Below are 15,773 nucleotides of genomic sequence, written 5' to 3'. Positions count from 1 at the left end.
TGTGTTTTTTATACATGGTGTATAAGAGTGTTCAAAAGGAGGTCATGAGTCTATGGCGATTCTCGTCAAAGATGCACTCTCGCTCGATATGATGAAAGAAACCAAACTGCTTGCTGGAGAAAATGGACTGGATCGTCTTATCCAGTGGGTGACCATTGTGGAAATTATTGAAGACACGTCTAGACTTTCCGAAGGAGAATTACTTGTTACAACTGGGTTTGGACTGACAGAAAATAAAGAAAGACGCATCCGGCTTGAACAATTGATTCAATCTCATCGTCTTTCAGCCATTGCCATTTATAAAGGCGTGTACTTAACGGAAATTCCCGCATCACTCATTGAAGCCGCCGATAATAGCGGTATTCCGCTCATCGAGATTCCGCCCCATGTCAATTTTTCAGACATCACAAAAGCCGTTCTAGAACAAATCGTCAGCAGTCAGCTCCATCAGCTCAAATATTCTTCTGCGATTCATCAAAGACTGACCCATTTAAATGTGAGCAATAAAAATGTCACGCAAATTACAGATGAACTGGCACATCTCACAGCAGCAAATATCGTCGTACTGGATGTGTTTTTGCACCAAACAGCAGCTCATCTCGAAACAGACGAAGTGACCTATTCTCCTGCTTTTGGCTTTCTAACAGATGACGAACCGATTGAAACCTCTTCTCTGCTCAAGCAGGCAGAGGAAAAAGGCCGGCTCGTCTATGACACATATGGTGCGTTTGTTCTAGCTGCATGCCCTGTGATTGCAATGGGGGATATTTTCGGGTTCATTGTGGCGTTAAAGAAAAAAGAGACGTGGCACCATCTCGATGCCATCGCCATTGAGCATGCCGGTGCGGTGTATGCGATTGAATGGTTGAAACAAAAAGCCATTCAAGATACAGAAAACCAAATGCAGGGGCATTTATTGGATGATATGCTGCAACAGCAATACACAGAAGAAAGTTATGTCATCGAACAAGCAAGAAAGCTGCAATATGATATGAGCGAAGAACAAGTCGTCATCTACTTTCAATTTCAGCATCAGCACACACAGCTCGACCATCAAATGGTGCAGCGCCTATCCCAATTGCTCACATCCATTTTTGAACGCAGACAAATTCCTTTTTTATTAAAAGCAAGGCTTGATTCCATTTTCGTTCTGACACCCGCAGGAAAAAACACATATCAAGAAACAAATTGGTATCGTGCATCAGAAGAATGCCGCAGTACTTGGTCTTATTTTTTCCCCGTCCATCCCATTGTGATTGGCATTGGAAGAGCCTACGACCAGATCAGTCTCTTTGCTAAAAGTGCAAAAGAAGCCCAGTATGCAGCAAGGCTTCTTCCTCTTTTGAAAACAGATGACAGCATCATTCATTATCAGAAGCTCGGTCTATATGGGATGCTGCTTGAAATGAACGAAGCCGGAATGAATTTGCATGACTTTTACGTGGAGCTGTTAAGCCCGCTGCTTTATACAAAAAAACAAGGGGCTGACCTCATTCATACACTCGAAGTGTATTTGGCACACAATGAAAATATTCAAAAGTCAGCAGGAGAATTGTTTATTCACCGGCATACGTTAAGCTACCGGTTGAAACAAATTGAAACGAGAACAGGCTGCAGCCTCAAATCCACTGATGATCGGATGAAGCTGCAGCTGAGTATCATGGCGTACCGCCTATCTGGTCTGCTTGATCAGATGAGAACCATTTCATGATTCATTTGGCGTTTTGACCCATAGATTCATATCTTCAATTTTGTCAAAAATATAGCAGTTGTTTTGAAAGCGTCCGGTGTATGTATACCCGAGCTGATAAAATACTTGATTCATTCCATAGGACAGTGCACGGGCGAGAGAATAAAAGACATAAATGTGCATGGATTGAAGCTCTTGTTCGAGGGCTAGAATCAAATGATGCATGAATCCTAGTTTTCTGTATGTGGGAAGGGTTGCACAATCTGTTAATTCTGCATGACCATACGGCACATTGATTTCAGCGGATGCGGCACTTACAAGTTGACCGTCATGTTCAACGGCATAAAAAACCGTACCTTCCTCCATTACCTTTTGGATGTAATCTGGCTCGTTCATTGGCGTGGGATACGTTTCAAAGACCGTATCATAGAGCGCTGCCAGCTTGTGCACATCCTCTGGACCGGCTTTCCTCATCACATACTCATCTTGCCACACGCCTTGGTCTTTTTTAATCGGCTTTTCTTGAATAGAAGCAACGATTTCATCTTCCTTCAGCCAAAATGGGCTGTTCATTCGATCTTCGGTAAGAAAAAGCGACATGCCGTACGCATCACTTCCGAGGAAATAATGAGAAAACACGCCTTCAAGCCGAAAGCCTTTTGCTAAAAAAAGAGGCATATGCTCACGCCTTACTTTTACAATGACCTTAGACGCCTTGCAGTCCGACGCTTCCTGAAGCACGGACTGAATCACATCCTCCACTTTGCCGCTATAGTCATCCAAACGTATTCGCTCATTAAATGAATCCACACAGATCAAAGCAGAAAAACGCTCGTTTGCAAGTTTCTTCAATTGCACCATACACTCATTCCCCTCTTAGCTAATGAAAAACTTCCAAATTAAAAATGAAGAAATACTAATGCCAGAAAAAATGGATAGGATCATATAACTAATGGCAAAGCCTTTTTTCAATTTATTCTGCTTAATGGCAGTCACCATGATGTTATTTATAGTTATGAGATATAAAACAAGCATGACGTTTGCAAAGATGATAAATGCTTTGATTTCCATGTTGCCTCCCTAAATCTATTCGTGATCCCATACTACTTCTTCATCATCTGCCCGCATCCCTCCTATGAACAGAAGAAGAAAAAAACACCTTTCCATCTCGTCAGATAGAAAGGTGTTTTGATTAAACGTTTTTCCCCGCAGCCTTCAGCGCACGGGCGCCAATGTCACGGCGATAAAATAAACCTGGCTGAATGATTTCTTCAACCGCTTCATACACTCTTGATCTTGCCGCTTCAAATGTGTCGTCAAATGCGGTCACATTTGCTACACGGCCGCCATTTGTGACGAATTGATCGTTTTCCTTTTTTGTTCCTGCGTGGAAGGTGACGACATCAGAGACCGTTGTTTGCAAAGCACCGATTGGCGTGCCTTTTGCATAGTCTTCCGGGTATCCTTCTGATGCAAGAACGACACTGACAGCGGCTGTGTCTTTCCACTGCAAGTCCACATCTTTTCCATCTAGAATGTCTAGGAATACTTGGACTAGATCTGATTTAAGACGAGGGAGCACTACTTGCGTTTCAGGGTCGCCAAAGCGTGCATTGAACTCAATGACTTTTGAGCCTTCTGGTGTCAGCATTAAGCCTGCATATAAAATGCCTGTAAACGAACGCTCTTCCTGCACCATCGCGCGAGCTGCTGGTTTGACGACGTCTTCCACCGCTTTTTGTACGACTTCATCAGAAATTTGTGGAACCGGTGAATAAGCGCCCATCCCACCGGTGTTTGGTCCTTTGTCATCTTCAAATGCCCGTTTATGATCCTGTGCGATCACCATCGGATACACTTTTTCTCCATTGACAAAGGCCATCAGAGAAAACTCTTCACCCGTTAAAAATTCTTCAATGACAACCGATGCACTCGCATCGCCAAACTTTTCATCCTCTAAAAAGTCATGCAGGCAGTTAATTGCCTCTTCAAGCGTCATTGCCACTGTCACGCCTTTTCCTGCGGCAAGCCCATCTGCTTTAATGACAATTGGGGCACCCTTTTCTTCCACATATGCCTTCGCTTCTTCAAACGATGTAAAAGTGGCGTAAGCGGCTGTCGGGATCTCATAATTTTTCATTAAGTCTTTTGCAAATTCTTTTGAGCCTTCAATGACTGCGGCTTTTGCATTCGGTCCAAATACCTTGAGTCCTGCTTCTTCAAATGCATCGACGACACCTGCAATTAATGGAACCTCTGGACCGACAATTGTTAAACCGATGTTATTGTCTTTTGCAAAACGAATTAACGCCTCATGATCTCCCTCGTCGATCGGGACAAGCTTCGCAGCGTCTGTCATTCCATCATTGCCGGGTGCGACAAATACTTGGCTGACAAGTTCGCTTTGATTCACTTTCCATGCGATGGTATGCTCTCTTCCGCCTCTGCCGATAATTAATACGTTCACACTGTCATCCCCTTAATGTTTGAAATGTCTAACGCCAGTGAAGACCATGGCGATGCCGTATTCATCTGCTTTTTGGATTGATTCTTCATCACGAATGGAACCACCTGGCTGGATGATCGCTGTAACGCCTGCCTTTGCAGCAGCTTCCACTGTATCGCCCATTGGGAAAAATGCATCAGAACCTAGTGCACTGCCTTTTGCCTTTTCACCTGCTTGCTCAATCGCAATGTTAGCCGAGCCAACACGGTTCATTTGACCAGCACCAATACCTGCTGTCATTTGATCCTTCGCTAGAACGATGGCATTTGATTTCACATGCTTGACGACTTTCCAAGCGAGCTTTAAGTCTTTCCATTCGTCTTCAGTCGGCTCTCTTTTCGTTGGGATAGAGATCGTTGCTTCCTCTAAGCCGTATGTGTCGATATCCTGAACGAGCAATCCACCATGAACACTTGTCAGCTGCTTTTCTTTTTTCCCAAGATCTGCTTCTACATCTAATGTTAGTAGACGAAGGTTCTTTTTCGCTGTTAACACGTCAAGTGCTTCTTGGCTGAACGATGGTGCGATGACGATTTCTAAGAAAATCGTATGGAGCACCTCAGCCGTTTGTTTGTCTACTTCACGATTAAGCGCCACAATGCCGCCGAAAATAGATGTTTCATCTGCTTTAAATGCACGATCAAATGCTTCTGCAATCGTTTCCCCTGTCCCAACACCACATGGGTTCATATGCTTTACAGCCACAGCCGTCGGCTCCGTAAATTCACGTACAATTTGAAGTGCTGCATCTGCATCTTTGATGTTGTTGTAGGAAAGTTCTTTTCCATGTAATTGCGTTGCAGTAGCTAAAGAGCCTTTGCTTGGAAGCGCATTTTCATAGAACGTCGCCGCTTGGTGCGGGTTTTCTCCATAACGAAGAGATTGCTTTTTCTCAAATGTGACTGTGAACTGTTCTGGCTCTGTTTCGCCAACAAAGTTCGTTAAGTAATCCGCAATCAGGGCATCGTAAGCAGCTGTATGACGGAATACTTTTGCTGCAAGCTCACGTTTTTTCTCTAGTGATACGCCGCCTTCTTTGATTTGTTGAACGACAGAATCATAATCACGCGGGTCTACAATCACCGTGACGTCCTGATGGTTTTTAGAAGCAGCACGAAGCATACCCGGTCCGCCAATATCAATGTTTTCAATCGCTTCTTCATACGTGACATCGTCTTTGGAAATGGTCTCTTTGAATGGATATAGATTCACAACGACAAGATCAATCGGCTGAATGCCGTGCTTTTCGATCTGTGCCATATGCTCATCGTTTTCTCTCACTGCTAACAGTCCACCGTGAATGTTCGGATGAAGCGTTTTGAGACGTCCGTCCATGATTTCTGGGAAGCCAGTCACTTCAGAAATACCAATGACATCAATGCCGTTCTCTTGAAGAAGTTTGTGTGTACCACCAGTTGAAATCACTTCAACGCCAAGTTCTGTTAGTTCTTTCACAAAAGGTACAAGATTTGTTTTATCGGAAACACTGATTAATGCGCGTTTGATCGTCATGCCTTTGTCACCTCATTAAGATAATTCTAAAAGTGATTTGATCACTTTTGGATATAGTGTATGTTCTAATTCATGCATTCTTTTTTCAATGGATTCAAGGTCTTCCCCTTGTTCAATATGAATGGCTGCTTGATCAATAATCGGGCCGGTATCCATGCCTTCGTCGACATAATGAACCGTGATGCCAGCCACTTTGACTCCTGCTTGATAGGCTTGTCCAATCGCATCGAGTCCAGGAAATGCTGGCAGTAAAGAAGGGTGGATATTCACGATTTTCCCTCTAAATGCATCAAGCAATGTCGGACCGATCAGTCGCATATACCCAGCGAGGAAAATCCATTCCACTTCATGCAGCTTCAGCTGTTCAATGATGGTTTGCTCAAAAGCGGCTTTACTCGGGAAAGCCTTCGGCGTAAAAGAAAAGGACGGAATGCCCTCTTTCTCTGCCCGCTCCAGCACCTTCGCACCCGGTTTATCACAGATCACAATGGCAGCTTTTGCCGGCCACTGTTCTTCTTTTAACGTATCAATAATGGCTTGAAAATTTGTCCCGCTTCCAGAGGCGAAGATCGCAAACTTTTTCATGAGAGGCTTCCACCACCGAAAGTGACGCCTTCTCCTTTTTGAACTCGTCCGATAAGAAAGGCTTTCTCTCCGTCTTGTTCAAGTCCGCTGATCACATCGACGAGATCATCCTCTTTGACGGCTAGGACAAAGCCGATACCCATATTAAATACATTGAACATCTCTTCTGCTTTCAATTGCCCTTTTTCTTGAATAAAGGAGAAAATAGGCGGGACCGGCCATGAGCCATTATCAATCTCAACACCAAGTCCTTCAGGTAGCATACGTGGTAAATTCTCAATAAAGCCACCGCCTGTCACATGTGCCATACCGTCAACCTTGCCAGCTTTCACTTGTTTAAGAACAGGCTTGACATAAATCTTCGTCGGTTCGAGCAGCTCTTCTCCAAGCGGTCTTGTAAAAGGTTCATATGTTTGGTGAAGGTCTAGTCCTGCGTCTTCCAGCAATACTTTTCGTACAAGAGAATAGCCATTGCTATGAATTCCGCTAGAGCTGAGTCCAATCAGCAAATGACCTTCCTTGATGTTCTCTCCTGTGACGATTTCATCCTTTTCAACGACACCTACAGAAAATCCAGCAATATCATATTCTTCTTCTGTGTAAAGACCCGGCATTTCTGCTGTCTCTCCGCCGACAAGCGCTGAACCAGACTGCTCGCATCCGTCAGCTACACCTTTGACGATGGATTCAATTTTCAAAGGATCTGCTTTTCCAACTGCTAAGTAATCTAAGAAAAAGAGCGGCTCTGCCCCTTGTGCAAGTACATCGTTCACACACATAGCAACAGCATCTACACCGATCGTATCGTGTTGATCCATTAAAAATGCCAGCTTTAATTTCGTACCAACACCATCTGTTCCTGAGACAAGAACGGGCTTTTTGTATGGCAGTTCAGATAAATCAAACATACCGCCAAATCCGCCTAGAGCCCCCATGACACCTGCTCTTTTTGTACGTTCTACGTGTGTTTTCATTCGTTTAACGGCTTCGTATCCTGCTTCGATGTCGACACCGGCGTTTTTATATGCTTCTGACATCCCATTCACTCCTTTTATCTGCTTGTCTTTCATGTATTTTCGGCAGAATGAAAGAGCAGCATATCAAATCACGTTGACTGCTGCTCCATTATTCGATTATTTCGTCAGGACTGTTTCCTTCACATGAGGAAGGACAGTATCTTCATAAATTTCGGTCGGGTATTTTCCAGTAAAGCATGCTAAACACTGACCGCGCTGCGGATCATCATACTTTCTGCCAATCCCGTCCATTAAACCGTCTACAGATAAAAATGCAATGGTGTCTGCACCGATTTCCTGTCTAATTTCTTCCACTGAATGAGATGATGCAATCAGCTCTTCGTGTGTAGACGTATCAATTCCATAAAAACACGGATGAGCGATTGGCGGTGAACTAATGCGTACATGCACTTCCGTCGCTCCCGCTTCTCTTAGCATCGTCACAATCCGGCGGCTTGTGGTTCCGCGTACGATGGAATCATCCACCATGACGACACGTTTGCCTTCGACCACCCCGCGCACAGCAGACAGCTTCATTCGCACGCCCTGCTCACGCAATGCTTGAGACGGCTGAATAAATGTCCGGCCAACATAACGGTTTTTAATTAAACCTAGCTCATATGGAATACCTGTTGCTTCGGCATAGCCAATCGCTGCAGAAATACTGGAGTCTGGCACACCTGTCACAACATCTGCTTCGACATGTGCTTCTTCTGCAAGTTTCTTGCCAAGATTCTTTCTCGCACTATGCACGTTAATGCCATTGATATTGCTGTCCGGTCTTGAGAAATAAATGTATTCCATGCTGCACATGCTACGGTTAATGTTCATCGAAAAGCGCTCAGATTTTAAGCCTTCATCATTAATGATCAGCATTTCGCCAGGCTCTACATCTCGTAAATAGGTAGCACCAACGACATCAAAGGCACATGTTTCAGAAGCGACAACATAAGCATCCCCAAGCATACCAAGTGAAAGTGGGCGTAATCCGTTCGGATCAAGCGCTACGATCATTTCTGTTTCCGTCATGATTAAGAAAGCATAAGCCCCTTTTAACATAGACAGAGCATTTTTGATTTGATCCTTCAAATCCATATATCCGCTGCGCTTAATTAAGTGAGCGAGCACTTCGGTATCAGAAGACGTTTGAAAAATACTTCCTTGGTTCTCTAGCTGCTGTTTTAATTGCGTTGCATTGACCAAGTTTCCATTATGAGCAAGGGCAAGACTGCCATTGTTTTGCGAGCGGAAGAAGAGGGGCTGCACATTCTCAAAGCCGCCTCCGCCTGCTGTCGCATACCGAACGTGTCCGATCGCACCTTTTCCCTTTAAATCCTTAAGCTCACCATTTTGGAACACTTCCGTAATCAATCCAAGGCCTTTGTGTGACGTCAGGTTTTCACCGTCTGTTGCAATAATTCCCGCACCTTCTTGTCCTCGGTGCTGAAGGCTATGCAATCCGTAATATGTGATTTGCGGGGCTTCTTCGTGTCCCCAAACCCCAAAGACGCCACATTCTTCGTTTAAGCCTCTGATTTCAGCAAGCATGGGATCGCTCCTTTCCATGCGCGTTCAAGCTCGTTGACTGCCGCATGAATCCATTGTTGTCCTTCTTGATTTTTGACAGTGAATACACCATCATTTGTGACCGTTCCGACTTCTTTTGCATCTTGCACAGCCGCAGCAAATGCTTCGCGGTTTTCTGGTTTCACTGTGACGACAAAACGTGACTGTGATTCACTGAATAGTGATGCTGCGCTGTTTAGATCGAGCTGGATATTAGCGCCAAGACCATCTGTTCCAAATGTACTTTCAGCTAGTGCTACACCAAGACCGCCTTCAGACACATCATGTGCTGACTGAACAAGTCCGTTTTGAATCGCTGCTAAAAGGGCTTCTTGACGCGCCAGTTCTACATCCAAATCAATTTCTGGTGCTTTTCCGTAGATACGGCCTTCTGTCATTTTTTGAAGCTCACTGCCTGCAAATTCTTCCTTCGTTTCACCAATGACGAAAATCACATCGCCTGCCTGTTGGAACGATTGAGTCGTAATATGAGCTGTATCTTCAATCAAACCAACCATGCCAATAACTGGCGTTGGGTAAATGGCTGTTCCATTTGACTCGTTATATAAAGAGACGTTACCGCCGATGACCGGTGTACTTAATGTACGGCAAGCTTCGCTAATGCCGTCAGCAGACTTTTCAATCTGCCAGAAGATTTCTGGTTTCTCCGGGTTACCGAAGTTCAAGTTATCTGTTACTGCAAGCGGACGAGCGCCTGAGCAGACAATGTTACGTGCAGCTTCTGCGACGGCGATCTTACCGCCAACCTCTGGATCAAGGTAGAGATAGCGCGCGTTACAATCTGTAGTCATCGCAAGAGCTTTTTTCGTCCCACGGATTCTGAGCACGCCCGCATCAGAGCCAGGTGAAACGACTGTGTTTGTACGAACCATATAGTCGTATTGATCGTAAACCCATTCTTTACTCGCAATCGTTGGCTGTTTTAACAGCTGTTTCAACGTATCTGCTGCATCTGTGATCGCTGGAGCTTCCACTTTTGTTTCTAAAAACTCGCGATAGTATGCAGGCTCACTTGACGGCTTGTGATAAACCGGTGCTTCTTCTGCAAGTGCGTCAACTGGAAGCTCACACACTACTTCTCCTTGATGGAGTAAACGAAGCATTTTATCGTCTGTCACATGACCGACTGAGACTGCTTCAAGATCGTATTTTTCAAAAATATCAATGATTTCTTGCTCACGGCCTTTTTCAATGACCAACAGCATTCTCTCTTGGGATTCAGACAGCATCATTTCATACGCTGACATGCCTGTTTCACGCTGAGGGATCAGGTCTAAGTTCATTTCGATACCTGAACCGGCTTTACTTGCCATCTCTGCACTTGAGCTAGTTAAGCCAGCCGCTCCCATATCTTGAATGCCCACAAGCGCATCATTTTTGATGACTTCAAGGCATGCTTCAAGCAAAAGCTTTTCCATGAACGGATCGCCGACTTGAACCGCTGAACGTTTTTCTTCTGATTCATCAGAAAATTCTTCAGACGCAAATGTTGCACCGTGAATCCCGTCACGTCCTGTTTTGGCACCAACGTACATGACCGTATTGCCAACACCTTTTGCCTGCCCTTTCTTGATGTCTTCATGGTTGATTAACCCTACACACATCGCGTTAACGAGCGGATTGCCTTCATAACTTTGATCAAAATGAACTTCTCCGCCGACTGTTGGAATACCGATACAGTTTCCATAGCCTGCAATCCCTGCCACTACTTCTTCAAACAAGTACTTCACGCGCGGTGAAGTCAGTTCACCAAAACGAAGAGAGTTTAATACCGCAATTGGACGAGCCCCCATGGAGAATACATCACGGATGATTCCGCCGACACCTGTTGCCGCTCCTTGATACGGTTCAATTGCAGATGGATGGTTATGTGATTCGATTTTAAATACAACCGCTTGGTTGTCTCCAATATCAACGATTCCAGCGCCTTCCCCAGGACCTTGAAGAACATGCTCTCCTTTTGTCGGGAATTTGCTTAAAACAGGCTTTGAGTTTTTATAACTGCAATGCTCTGACCACATGACAGAAAAGATACCCGTTTCTGTGTAGTTTGGCAGCCTGCCAATAATGGATTCGATTAAAGCGAATTCTTCATCACTCAATCCCATTTGCTGATACAATTTCTCTTCTTTAATTTGCTTGTGACTTGGTTCAAGCAGTAGTGACATGAGTGTCCCTCCAATTTTTCACGATAGATTGAAACAATTTAAGTCCGTCTGCGCTGCCTAGTAATGAGTCAACCGCGCGCTCAGGGTGCGGCATCATGCCGAGTACATTGCCCTGTTCATTCGTTACACCTGCAATTCGATTGACACTGCCGTTAATATCGTCACCGTAAGTGAAAGCGATTTGGCCTCGTTCAATCAGCTTCGCTAACGTGTCTTCGTCACAGTAGAAGTTACCTTCACCGTGTGCTACAGGAATCGTAATCGATTCACCTTTTTGATAGCCGCTTGTAAATTGCGTTTTGTTGTTCTCTACAATGAGTTCAACTGGACGACAGATAAATTTTAGATCTTTATTCCGTCTCATTGCACCTGGCAAAATGCCAAGCTCCTGAAGAATTTGGAACCCGTTACAAACACCAAGAACAGGTTTTCCTTCCGCAGCTGCTTTTTTCACAGCCGGCATGATGTTAGAAAAACGAGCAATCGCACCGCATCTTAAGTAATCCCCATAAGAGAAACCGCCTGGTACGAGTACACCGTCAAAACCATCAAGACTCGTTTCGTCGTGCCATACATATTCAACTTGTTCACCTAACTCATCTTGAATCGCATGGTACATATCGATATCACAGTTAGAGCCAGGCAAGACGATCACTGCAAACTTCACTGTGCGACAACCTCCTCCACCTCATAGCGGTAATCTTCAATCACCGTATTGGCAAGCAATTTTTCACACATTTCTTTGACCACTGTATCTAAGTCACGTTCTGATTTCTCAATGACTAGCTCCATATATTTCCCGATACGGACATCCTTTACTTCCTGATAAGACATGCTGTGCAAAGCGTGCTGCACGGCACTTCCTTGTGGATCAAGAACGCTCTCTTTTAAGCTGACAAAAATTTTCACTTTATACATGTTTATGGCCTCCAAGTCTTTTGAAAATTTCTTCGTATGCATTTGTTAAGCCGCCCAGGTTTCGTCTGAACACGTCTTTATCAAGCTTTTCGTTTGTGTCTTTGTCCCAAAGCCTGCACGTATCAGGTGAAATCTCATCAGCTAGCAAAATACGATTCTCGTGATCTATTCCGAATTCAAGCTTGAAATCAATTAAATTCACATGGCAATCTGAGAAGATTTGCTTCAATTCTTCATTCACTTGTCTTGTGATTTGTTTCATTTCCTCGACCTGCTCAGGTGTCGCTGCATGTAAAATGCGAATATGATCTTCTGTAATGAGTGGATCGCCGAGTGCATCATCTTTGTAGTAAAACTCGATCAAAGGTGTGTCCAGTTTCGTTCCCTCTGGAATCCCAAGACGCTTTGACATACTGCCTGCCACCACGTTTCGCACAACGACTTCAAGCGGTACAATGTCCACCTTTTGAATGAGCTGTTCTGTTTCAGATAGGCGTTTCACAAAGTGATTGTTGATCCCTTTCTCATGTAGCATTTGAAAAATCAAGCTAGAAATTTCGTTATTCAGTCTGCCTTTTCCTTCAATTTCCGCTTTCTTTTCACCGTTAAATGCTGTAGCTGAGTCTTTATATTCGACATATAAAATATGCTCGTCATCGGTCTGATAGATTCTTTTCGCTTTGCCTTCGTAGAGAAGTTCTTGTTTCACAGTCATTCAGATTGGCCTCCTAATTTGAATGTTGGCAATTTTCAGGATTAGGCGCCTGACTAGCAGGCGGCCCATTTCTTACGCAAGACCTAGACGTTCGAAAATCATATCGACATTTTTCAAGTGATAGTTGTAATCGAAGCAGTCAGCGATTTGTTCAGGTGTTAAGCGTGAAGTGATTTTCTCTTCTGCTTCTACTAATGAACGGAATGGTACTTGTTTCTCCCAAGCTTCCATCGCCTTTGGCTGAACCGTGTCATATGCTTCTTCACGTGCCATACCTGTATCAATAAGTGCAAGCAGAACACGCTGAGAGTAGATCAAGCCAAGTGTGCGGTCCATGTTGCGTTTCATATTCTCAGGGAACACCGTCAAGTTCTTCACAATGTTAGAGAAACGGTTCAGCATATAGTTCAGTGCAATCGTTGCATCTGGTAAAATGATGCGTTCAGCAGATGAATGAGAAATATCACGCTCATGCCATAGCGGTACATTTTCATAAGCAGTCAGCATATAACCACGGATGACACGGGCAATCCCCGTCATATTTTCAGAACCGATCGGGTTTCGTTTATGAGGCATCGCTGATGATCCTTTTTGTCCTTTTGCAAAGAACTCTTCTACTTCACGTGTTTCACTCTTTTGAAGACCACGGATTTCAACAGCAAATTTCTCAATGCTTGTTGCGACGAGTGCAAGAGTAGCCATGTAATCGGCATGACGATCACGCTGCAAGGTTTGGGTGGAGATTGGTGCAGCTTTGATGCCAAGTTTCTCACATACATATTGCTCAACAAACGGGTCGATGTTCGCATATGTGCCAACAGCACCAGAGATTTTGCCGTATTCGATGCCGTCTTTTGCTTGTTTAAAACGTTCTAAGTTACGCTTCATTTCCTCGTACCAAAGAGCAAGCTTCAAGCCAAATGTTGTCGGTTCAGCGTGTACACCGTGCGTACGGCCCATCATGACTGTATATTTGTGCTCTTTTGCTTTTTCTTTTAGTATGTCAACAAATCTCTCAATGTCCTTGAGCAAAATATCGTTCGCCTGTTTTAATAGATATGAAAGCGCCGTATCCACTACGTCTGTAGATGTTAACCCGTAATGAACCCACTTTCTTTCTTCTCCTAGAGATTCAGATACAGCACGCGTAAAGGCAACCACGTCGTGGCGCGTGTCTTGTTCAATCTCCAAAATACGTCCAATATCAAAGCTTGCATTCTTGCGCATTGTCACAACGTCTTCTTTTGGAATAACACCAAGTTCTGCCCAAGCTTCACAAGCGAGAATTTCTACTTCAAGCCATGCATTAAATTTGTTTTCCTCTGTCCAGATTGCTGACATTTCTGGTCGTGCGTAACGTTCGATCATTTCCCGTTTCCTCCATCTCTTTCAGTCCATATCTTTGTGATGTTTGCCATCCATTCATCATCAAGCTGTTTCATAAATGTCATATGCCCCATTTTGCGGCCGGCTTTTACTTCATGTTTGCCATATAGATAAAGCTTCGCTTCCTTTAAAAGCTCAGGATGTTCTTTTGGGATGTCCACTTCATCGCCCAGCAAATTCACCATCATACCCTCTGATAAAAGAGCTGTTCCGCCAAGCGGCAAACCGCATATGGCGCGAATGTGCTGTTCAAACTGACTCGTCTCACATAAATCCAATGTGTAATGTCCAGAGTTATGCGGGCGCGGTGCCAGTTCATTGACAAGCAGCTTCCCTTCATTTGTCAGGAACAGTTCAACAGCAAGGGTACCGACCAGCCCTAGCTTTTCAGCAAGCGTTGTTGCCAGCTCTTTTGCTTTCTCCTGAATGCTGCCATCTACCCGTGCAGGCACGATGCTTTGGAATAAAATATTGTGCTTATGAATGTTCTCAGCGACTGGGAATGTCGCAATTTCCCCATGAACAGACCGCGTCACAATCACGGACAGTTCCATTTGGAAAGGAACCCAGCTTTCTAAAATGCACGTTCCATGCGTGAGAAGTGCAGCCGCTTCATGAAGCTGATCCTTCTCTTTGATGACGTACTGTCCTTTACCGTCGTAACCGCCTCTGCATGTTTTCAGCACAGCTGGCAAACCAAGCGCATTTACTGCATCTTTCAGCTCCTTCTCATCATGAACGATGCGATAAGGGGCGACTTCACAGCCTGCATCTACAATCCCTTTTTTCTCCGTTTCACGGTTTTGGGTTAAAAGAAGGAGTTCGCTTCCTTGCGGTAAATACGCCTCTTCCTTCAGCTGATTGAGTGCATCATAATCAATATTTTCAAATTCATATGTGACCACATCGCTGATGTCCGCCAGCTGCCTGATCGCCTCAAGGTCACTGTATGCGGCTGTAATTTCTGTATCAGCAACCTGTCCACAAGGAGAAAGTGTGACAGGGTCAAGGACTGCTGCCCGGTAGCCCATTTGCTTTGCACTGACGGCCATGTATCTGCCAAGCTGTCCGCCGCCGATGATACCAATGGTTTTGTTTGGAAAAATGGTCTGCTTAGCCAAGCTGATCACTGCTTTCTAATACAGTTTGTTTTGTTTGCTCTCTTCTTTCTTCAAGGCGTGCTGCAACGGCTTCATCGAATGCTGAAATCATTTGTGCAGCTAAAAGGCCTGCATTTGTTGCACCGGCTTTGCCAATTGCCACTGTAGCAACAGGTACACCGCCTGGCATTTGAACGATGGATAATAAGGAATCCAGCCCGTTTAATGCTTTTGATTGTACGGGCACACCAATGACCGGCAGTGTCGTTTTTGCTGCGACCATCCCCGGTAAATGTGCTGCGCCTCCAGCACCGGCAATAATGACCTTGAGTCCTTTACCTCTTGCTTCAGTCGCATATTCAAACATCAAATCAGGTGTCCGATGTGCGGATACAACCTGTTTTTCATACGGAATGTTTAATTCCTCTAAGATATCGCACGCATGTTTCATTGTTTCCCAATCAGATGTACTTCCCATGATGACACCTACAAGCGGCTTCATTTTGTCCCCACCTTTAAGCTATTATTCGATTTTGTATCGTTTGACACGCTTCCCAAACCTAAGCAGCTTGTCAAACGCCGAACAAAAA

At 44.5% G+C, this 15,773-nt stretch carries 15 protein-coding genes; 1 reads left to right on the top strand and 14 read right to left on the bottom strand.

Features of this window, described 5'->3' with window-relative positions; genetic code table 11:
- Positions 1–52 precede the first annotated feature (52 nt).
- Complete coding sequence (locus NSQ70_RS03365) at positions 53–1,711, top strand: PucR family transcriptional regulator (RefSeq protein WP_144667843.1); 1,659 nt, start codon at positions 53–55, stop codon at positions 1,709–1,711.
- On the opposite strand, the gene ablB is transcribed toward NSQ70_RS03365, so the two are convergent.
- The 14 genes from ablB to purE form a co-directional block, all read right to left on the bottom strand.
- Positions 1,706–2,551, bottom strand: coding sequence for a putative beta-lysine N-acetyltransferase (gene ablB / locus NSQ70_RS03360; protein ID WP_024719401.1), 846 nt, complete (start codon positions 2,549–2,551; stop codon positions 1,706–1,708). The genes NSQ70_RS03365 and ablB overlap by 6 nt on opposite strands.
- 15 nt (positions 2,552–2,566) lie before the next feature.
- Positions 2,567–2,761 (bottom strand): hypothetical protein, encoded by a 195-nt coding sequence (locus tag NSQ70_RS03355; protein WP_024719400.1) that lies wholly within the window; start codon positions 2,759–2,761, stop codon positions 2,567–2,569.
- A 121-nt stretch (positions 2,762–2,882) separates the two neighbouring features.
- Positions 2,883–4,157, bottom strand: coding sequence for a phosphoribosylamine--glycine ligase (purD, locus tag NSQ70_RS03350; RefSeq protein WP_327862172.1), 1,275 nt, complete (start codon positions 4,155–4,157; stop codon positions 2,883–2,885).
- A 12-nt stretch (positions 4,158–4,169) separates the two neighbouring features.
- Complete coding sequence (gene purH / locus NSQ70_RS03345; RefSeq protein ID WP_224559842.1) at positions 4,170–5,708, bottom strand: bifunctional phosphoribosylaminoimidazolecarboxamide formyltransferase/IMP cyclohydrolase; 1,539 nt, start codon at positions 5,706–5,708, stop codon at positions 4,170–4,172.
- A gap of 15 nt (positions 5,709–5,723) precedes the next feature.
- A complete protein-coding gene (gene purN / locus NSQ70_RS03340) occupies positions 5,724–6,293 on the bottom strand; it encodes a phosphoribosylglycinamide formyltransferase (protein WP_008344288.1) in 570 nt (189 codons plus the stop codon).
- Positions 6,290–7,330 carry a phosphoribosylformylglycinamidine cyclo-ligase gene (gene purM / locus NSQ70_RS03335; RefSeq protein ID WP_017366751.1) on the bottom strand — a complete coding sequence of 347 codons (1,041 nt, stop codon included), beginning with the start codon at positions 7,328–7,330 and terminating at the stop codon, positions 6,290–6,292. The genes purN and purM overlap by 4 nt, the downstream gene beginning before the upstream one ends.
- Before the next feature lie 96 nt (positions 7,331–7,426).
- A complete protein-coding gene (gene purF, locus NSQ70_RS03330) occupies positions 7,427–8,857 on the bottom strand; it encodes an amidophosphoribosyltransferase (RefSeq protein WP_017359819.1) in 1,431 nt (476 codons plus the stop codon).
- Positions 8,833–11,064 (bottom strand): phosphoribosylformylglycinamidine synthase subunit PurL, encoded by a 2,232-nt coding sequence (gene purL, locus NSQ70_RS03325; protein ID WP_342502448.1) that lies wholly within the window; start codon positions 11,062–11,064, stop codon positions 8,833–8,835. Before purL ends, purF begins: the two co-directional genes overlap by 25 nt.
- Positions 11,048–11,731, bottom strand: a complete 684-nt coding sequence (gene purQ / locus NSQ70_RS03320) for a phosphoribosylformylglycinamidine synthase subunit PurQ (RefSeq protein ID WP_342502447.1) — start codon at positions 11,729–11,731, stop codon at positions 11,048–11,050. Before purQ ends, purL begins: the two co-directional genes overlap by 17 nt.
- On the bottom strand, positions 11,728–11,982 hold the full coding sequence (purS, locus tag NSQ70_RS03315; protein ID WP_008344293.1) for a phosphoribosylformylglycinamidine synthase subunit PurS: 255 nt from the start codon (positions 11,980–11,982) through the stop codon (positions 11,728–11,730). The genes purQ and purS overlap by 4 nt, the downstream gene beginning before the upstream one ends.
- On the bottom strand, positions 11,975–12,697 hold the full coding sequence (gene purC, locus NSQ70_RS03310; protein WP_007496901.1) for a phosphoribosylaminoimidazolesuccinocarboxamide synthase: 723 nt from the start codon (positions 12,695–12,697) through the stop codon (positions 11,975–11,977). The genes purS and purC overlap by 8 nt, the downstream gene beginning before the upstream one ends.
- 72 nt (positions 12,698–12,769) lie before the next feature.
- Positions 12,770–14,065 carry an adenylosuccinate lyase gene (gene purB / locus NSQ70_RS03305; RefSeq protein WP_024719396.1) on the bottom strand — a complete coding sequence of 432 codons (1,296 nt, stop codon included), beginning with the start codon at positions 14,063–14,065 and terminating at the stop codon, positions 12,770–12,772.
- Complete coding sequence (gene purK / locus NSQ70_RS03300) at positions 14,062–15,204, bottom strand: 5-(carboxyamino)imidazole ribonucleotide synthase (RefSeq protein ID WP_251211087.1); 1,143 nt, start codon at positions 15,202–15,204, stop codon at positions 14,062–14,064. The genes purB and purK overlap by 4 nt, the downstream gene beginning before the upstream one ends.
- Positions 15,197–15,685 (bottom strand): 5-(carboxyamino)imidazole ribonucleotide mutase, encoded by a 489-nt coding sequence (purE, locus tag NSQ70_RS03295; RefSeq protein ID WP_017359824.1) that lies wholly within the window; start codon positions 15,683–15,685, stop codon positions 15,197–15,199. The genes purK and purE overlap by 8 nt, the downstream gene beginning before the upstream one ends.
- Positions 15,686–15,773: the final 88 nt, after the last annotated feature.

The organism is Bacillus sp. FSL R5-0397 (assembly GCF_038593395.1).
GTDB classification, from domain to species: Bacteria; Bacillota; Bacilli; order Bacillales; family Bacillaceae; genus Bacillus; species Bacillus altitudinis.
This window is presented reverse-complemented; position numbering and strand designations above follow the sequence as displayed.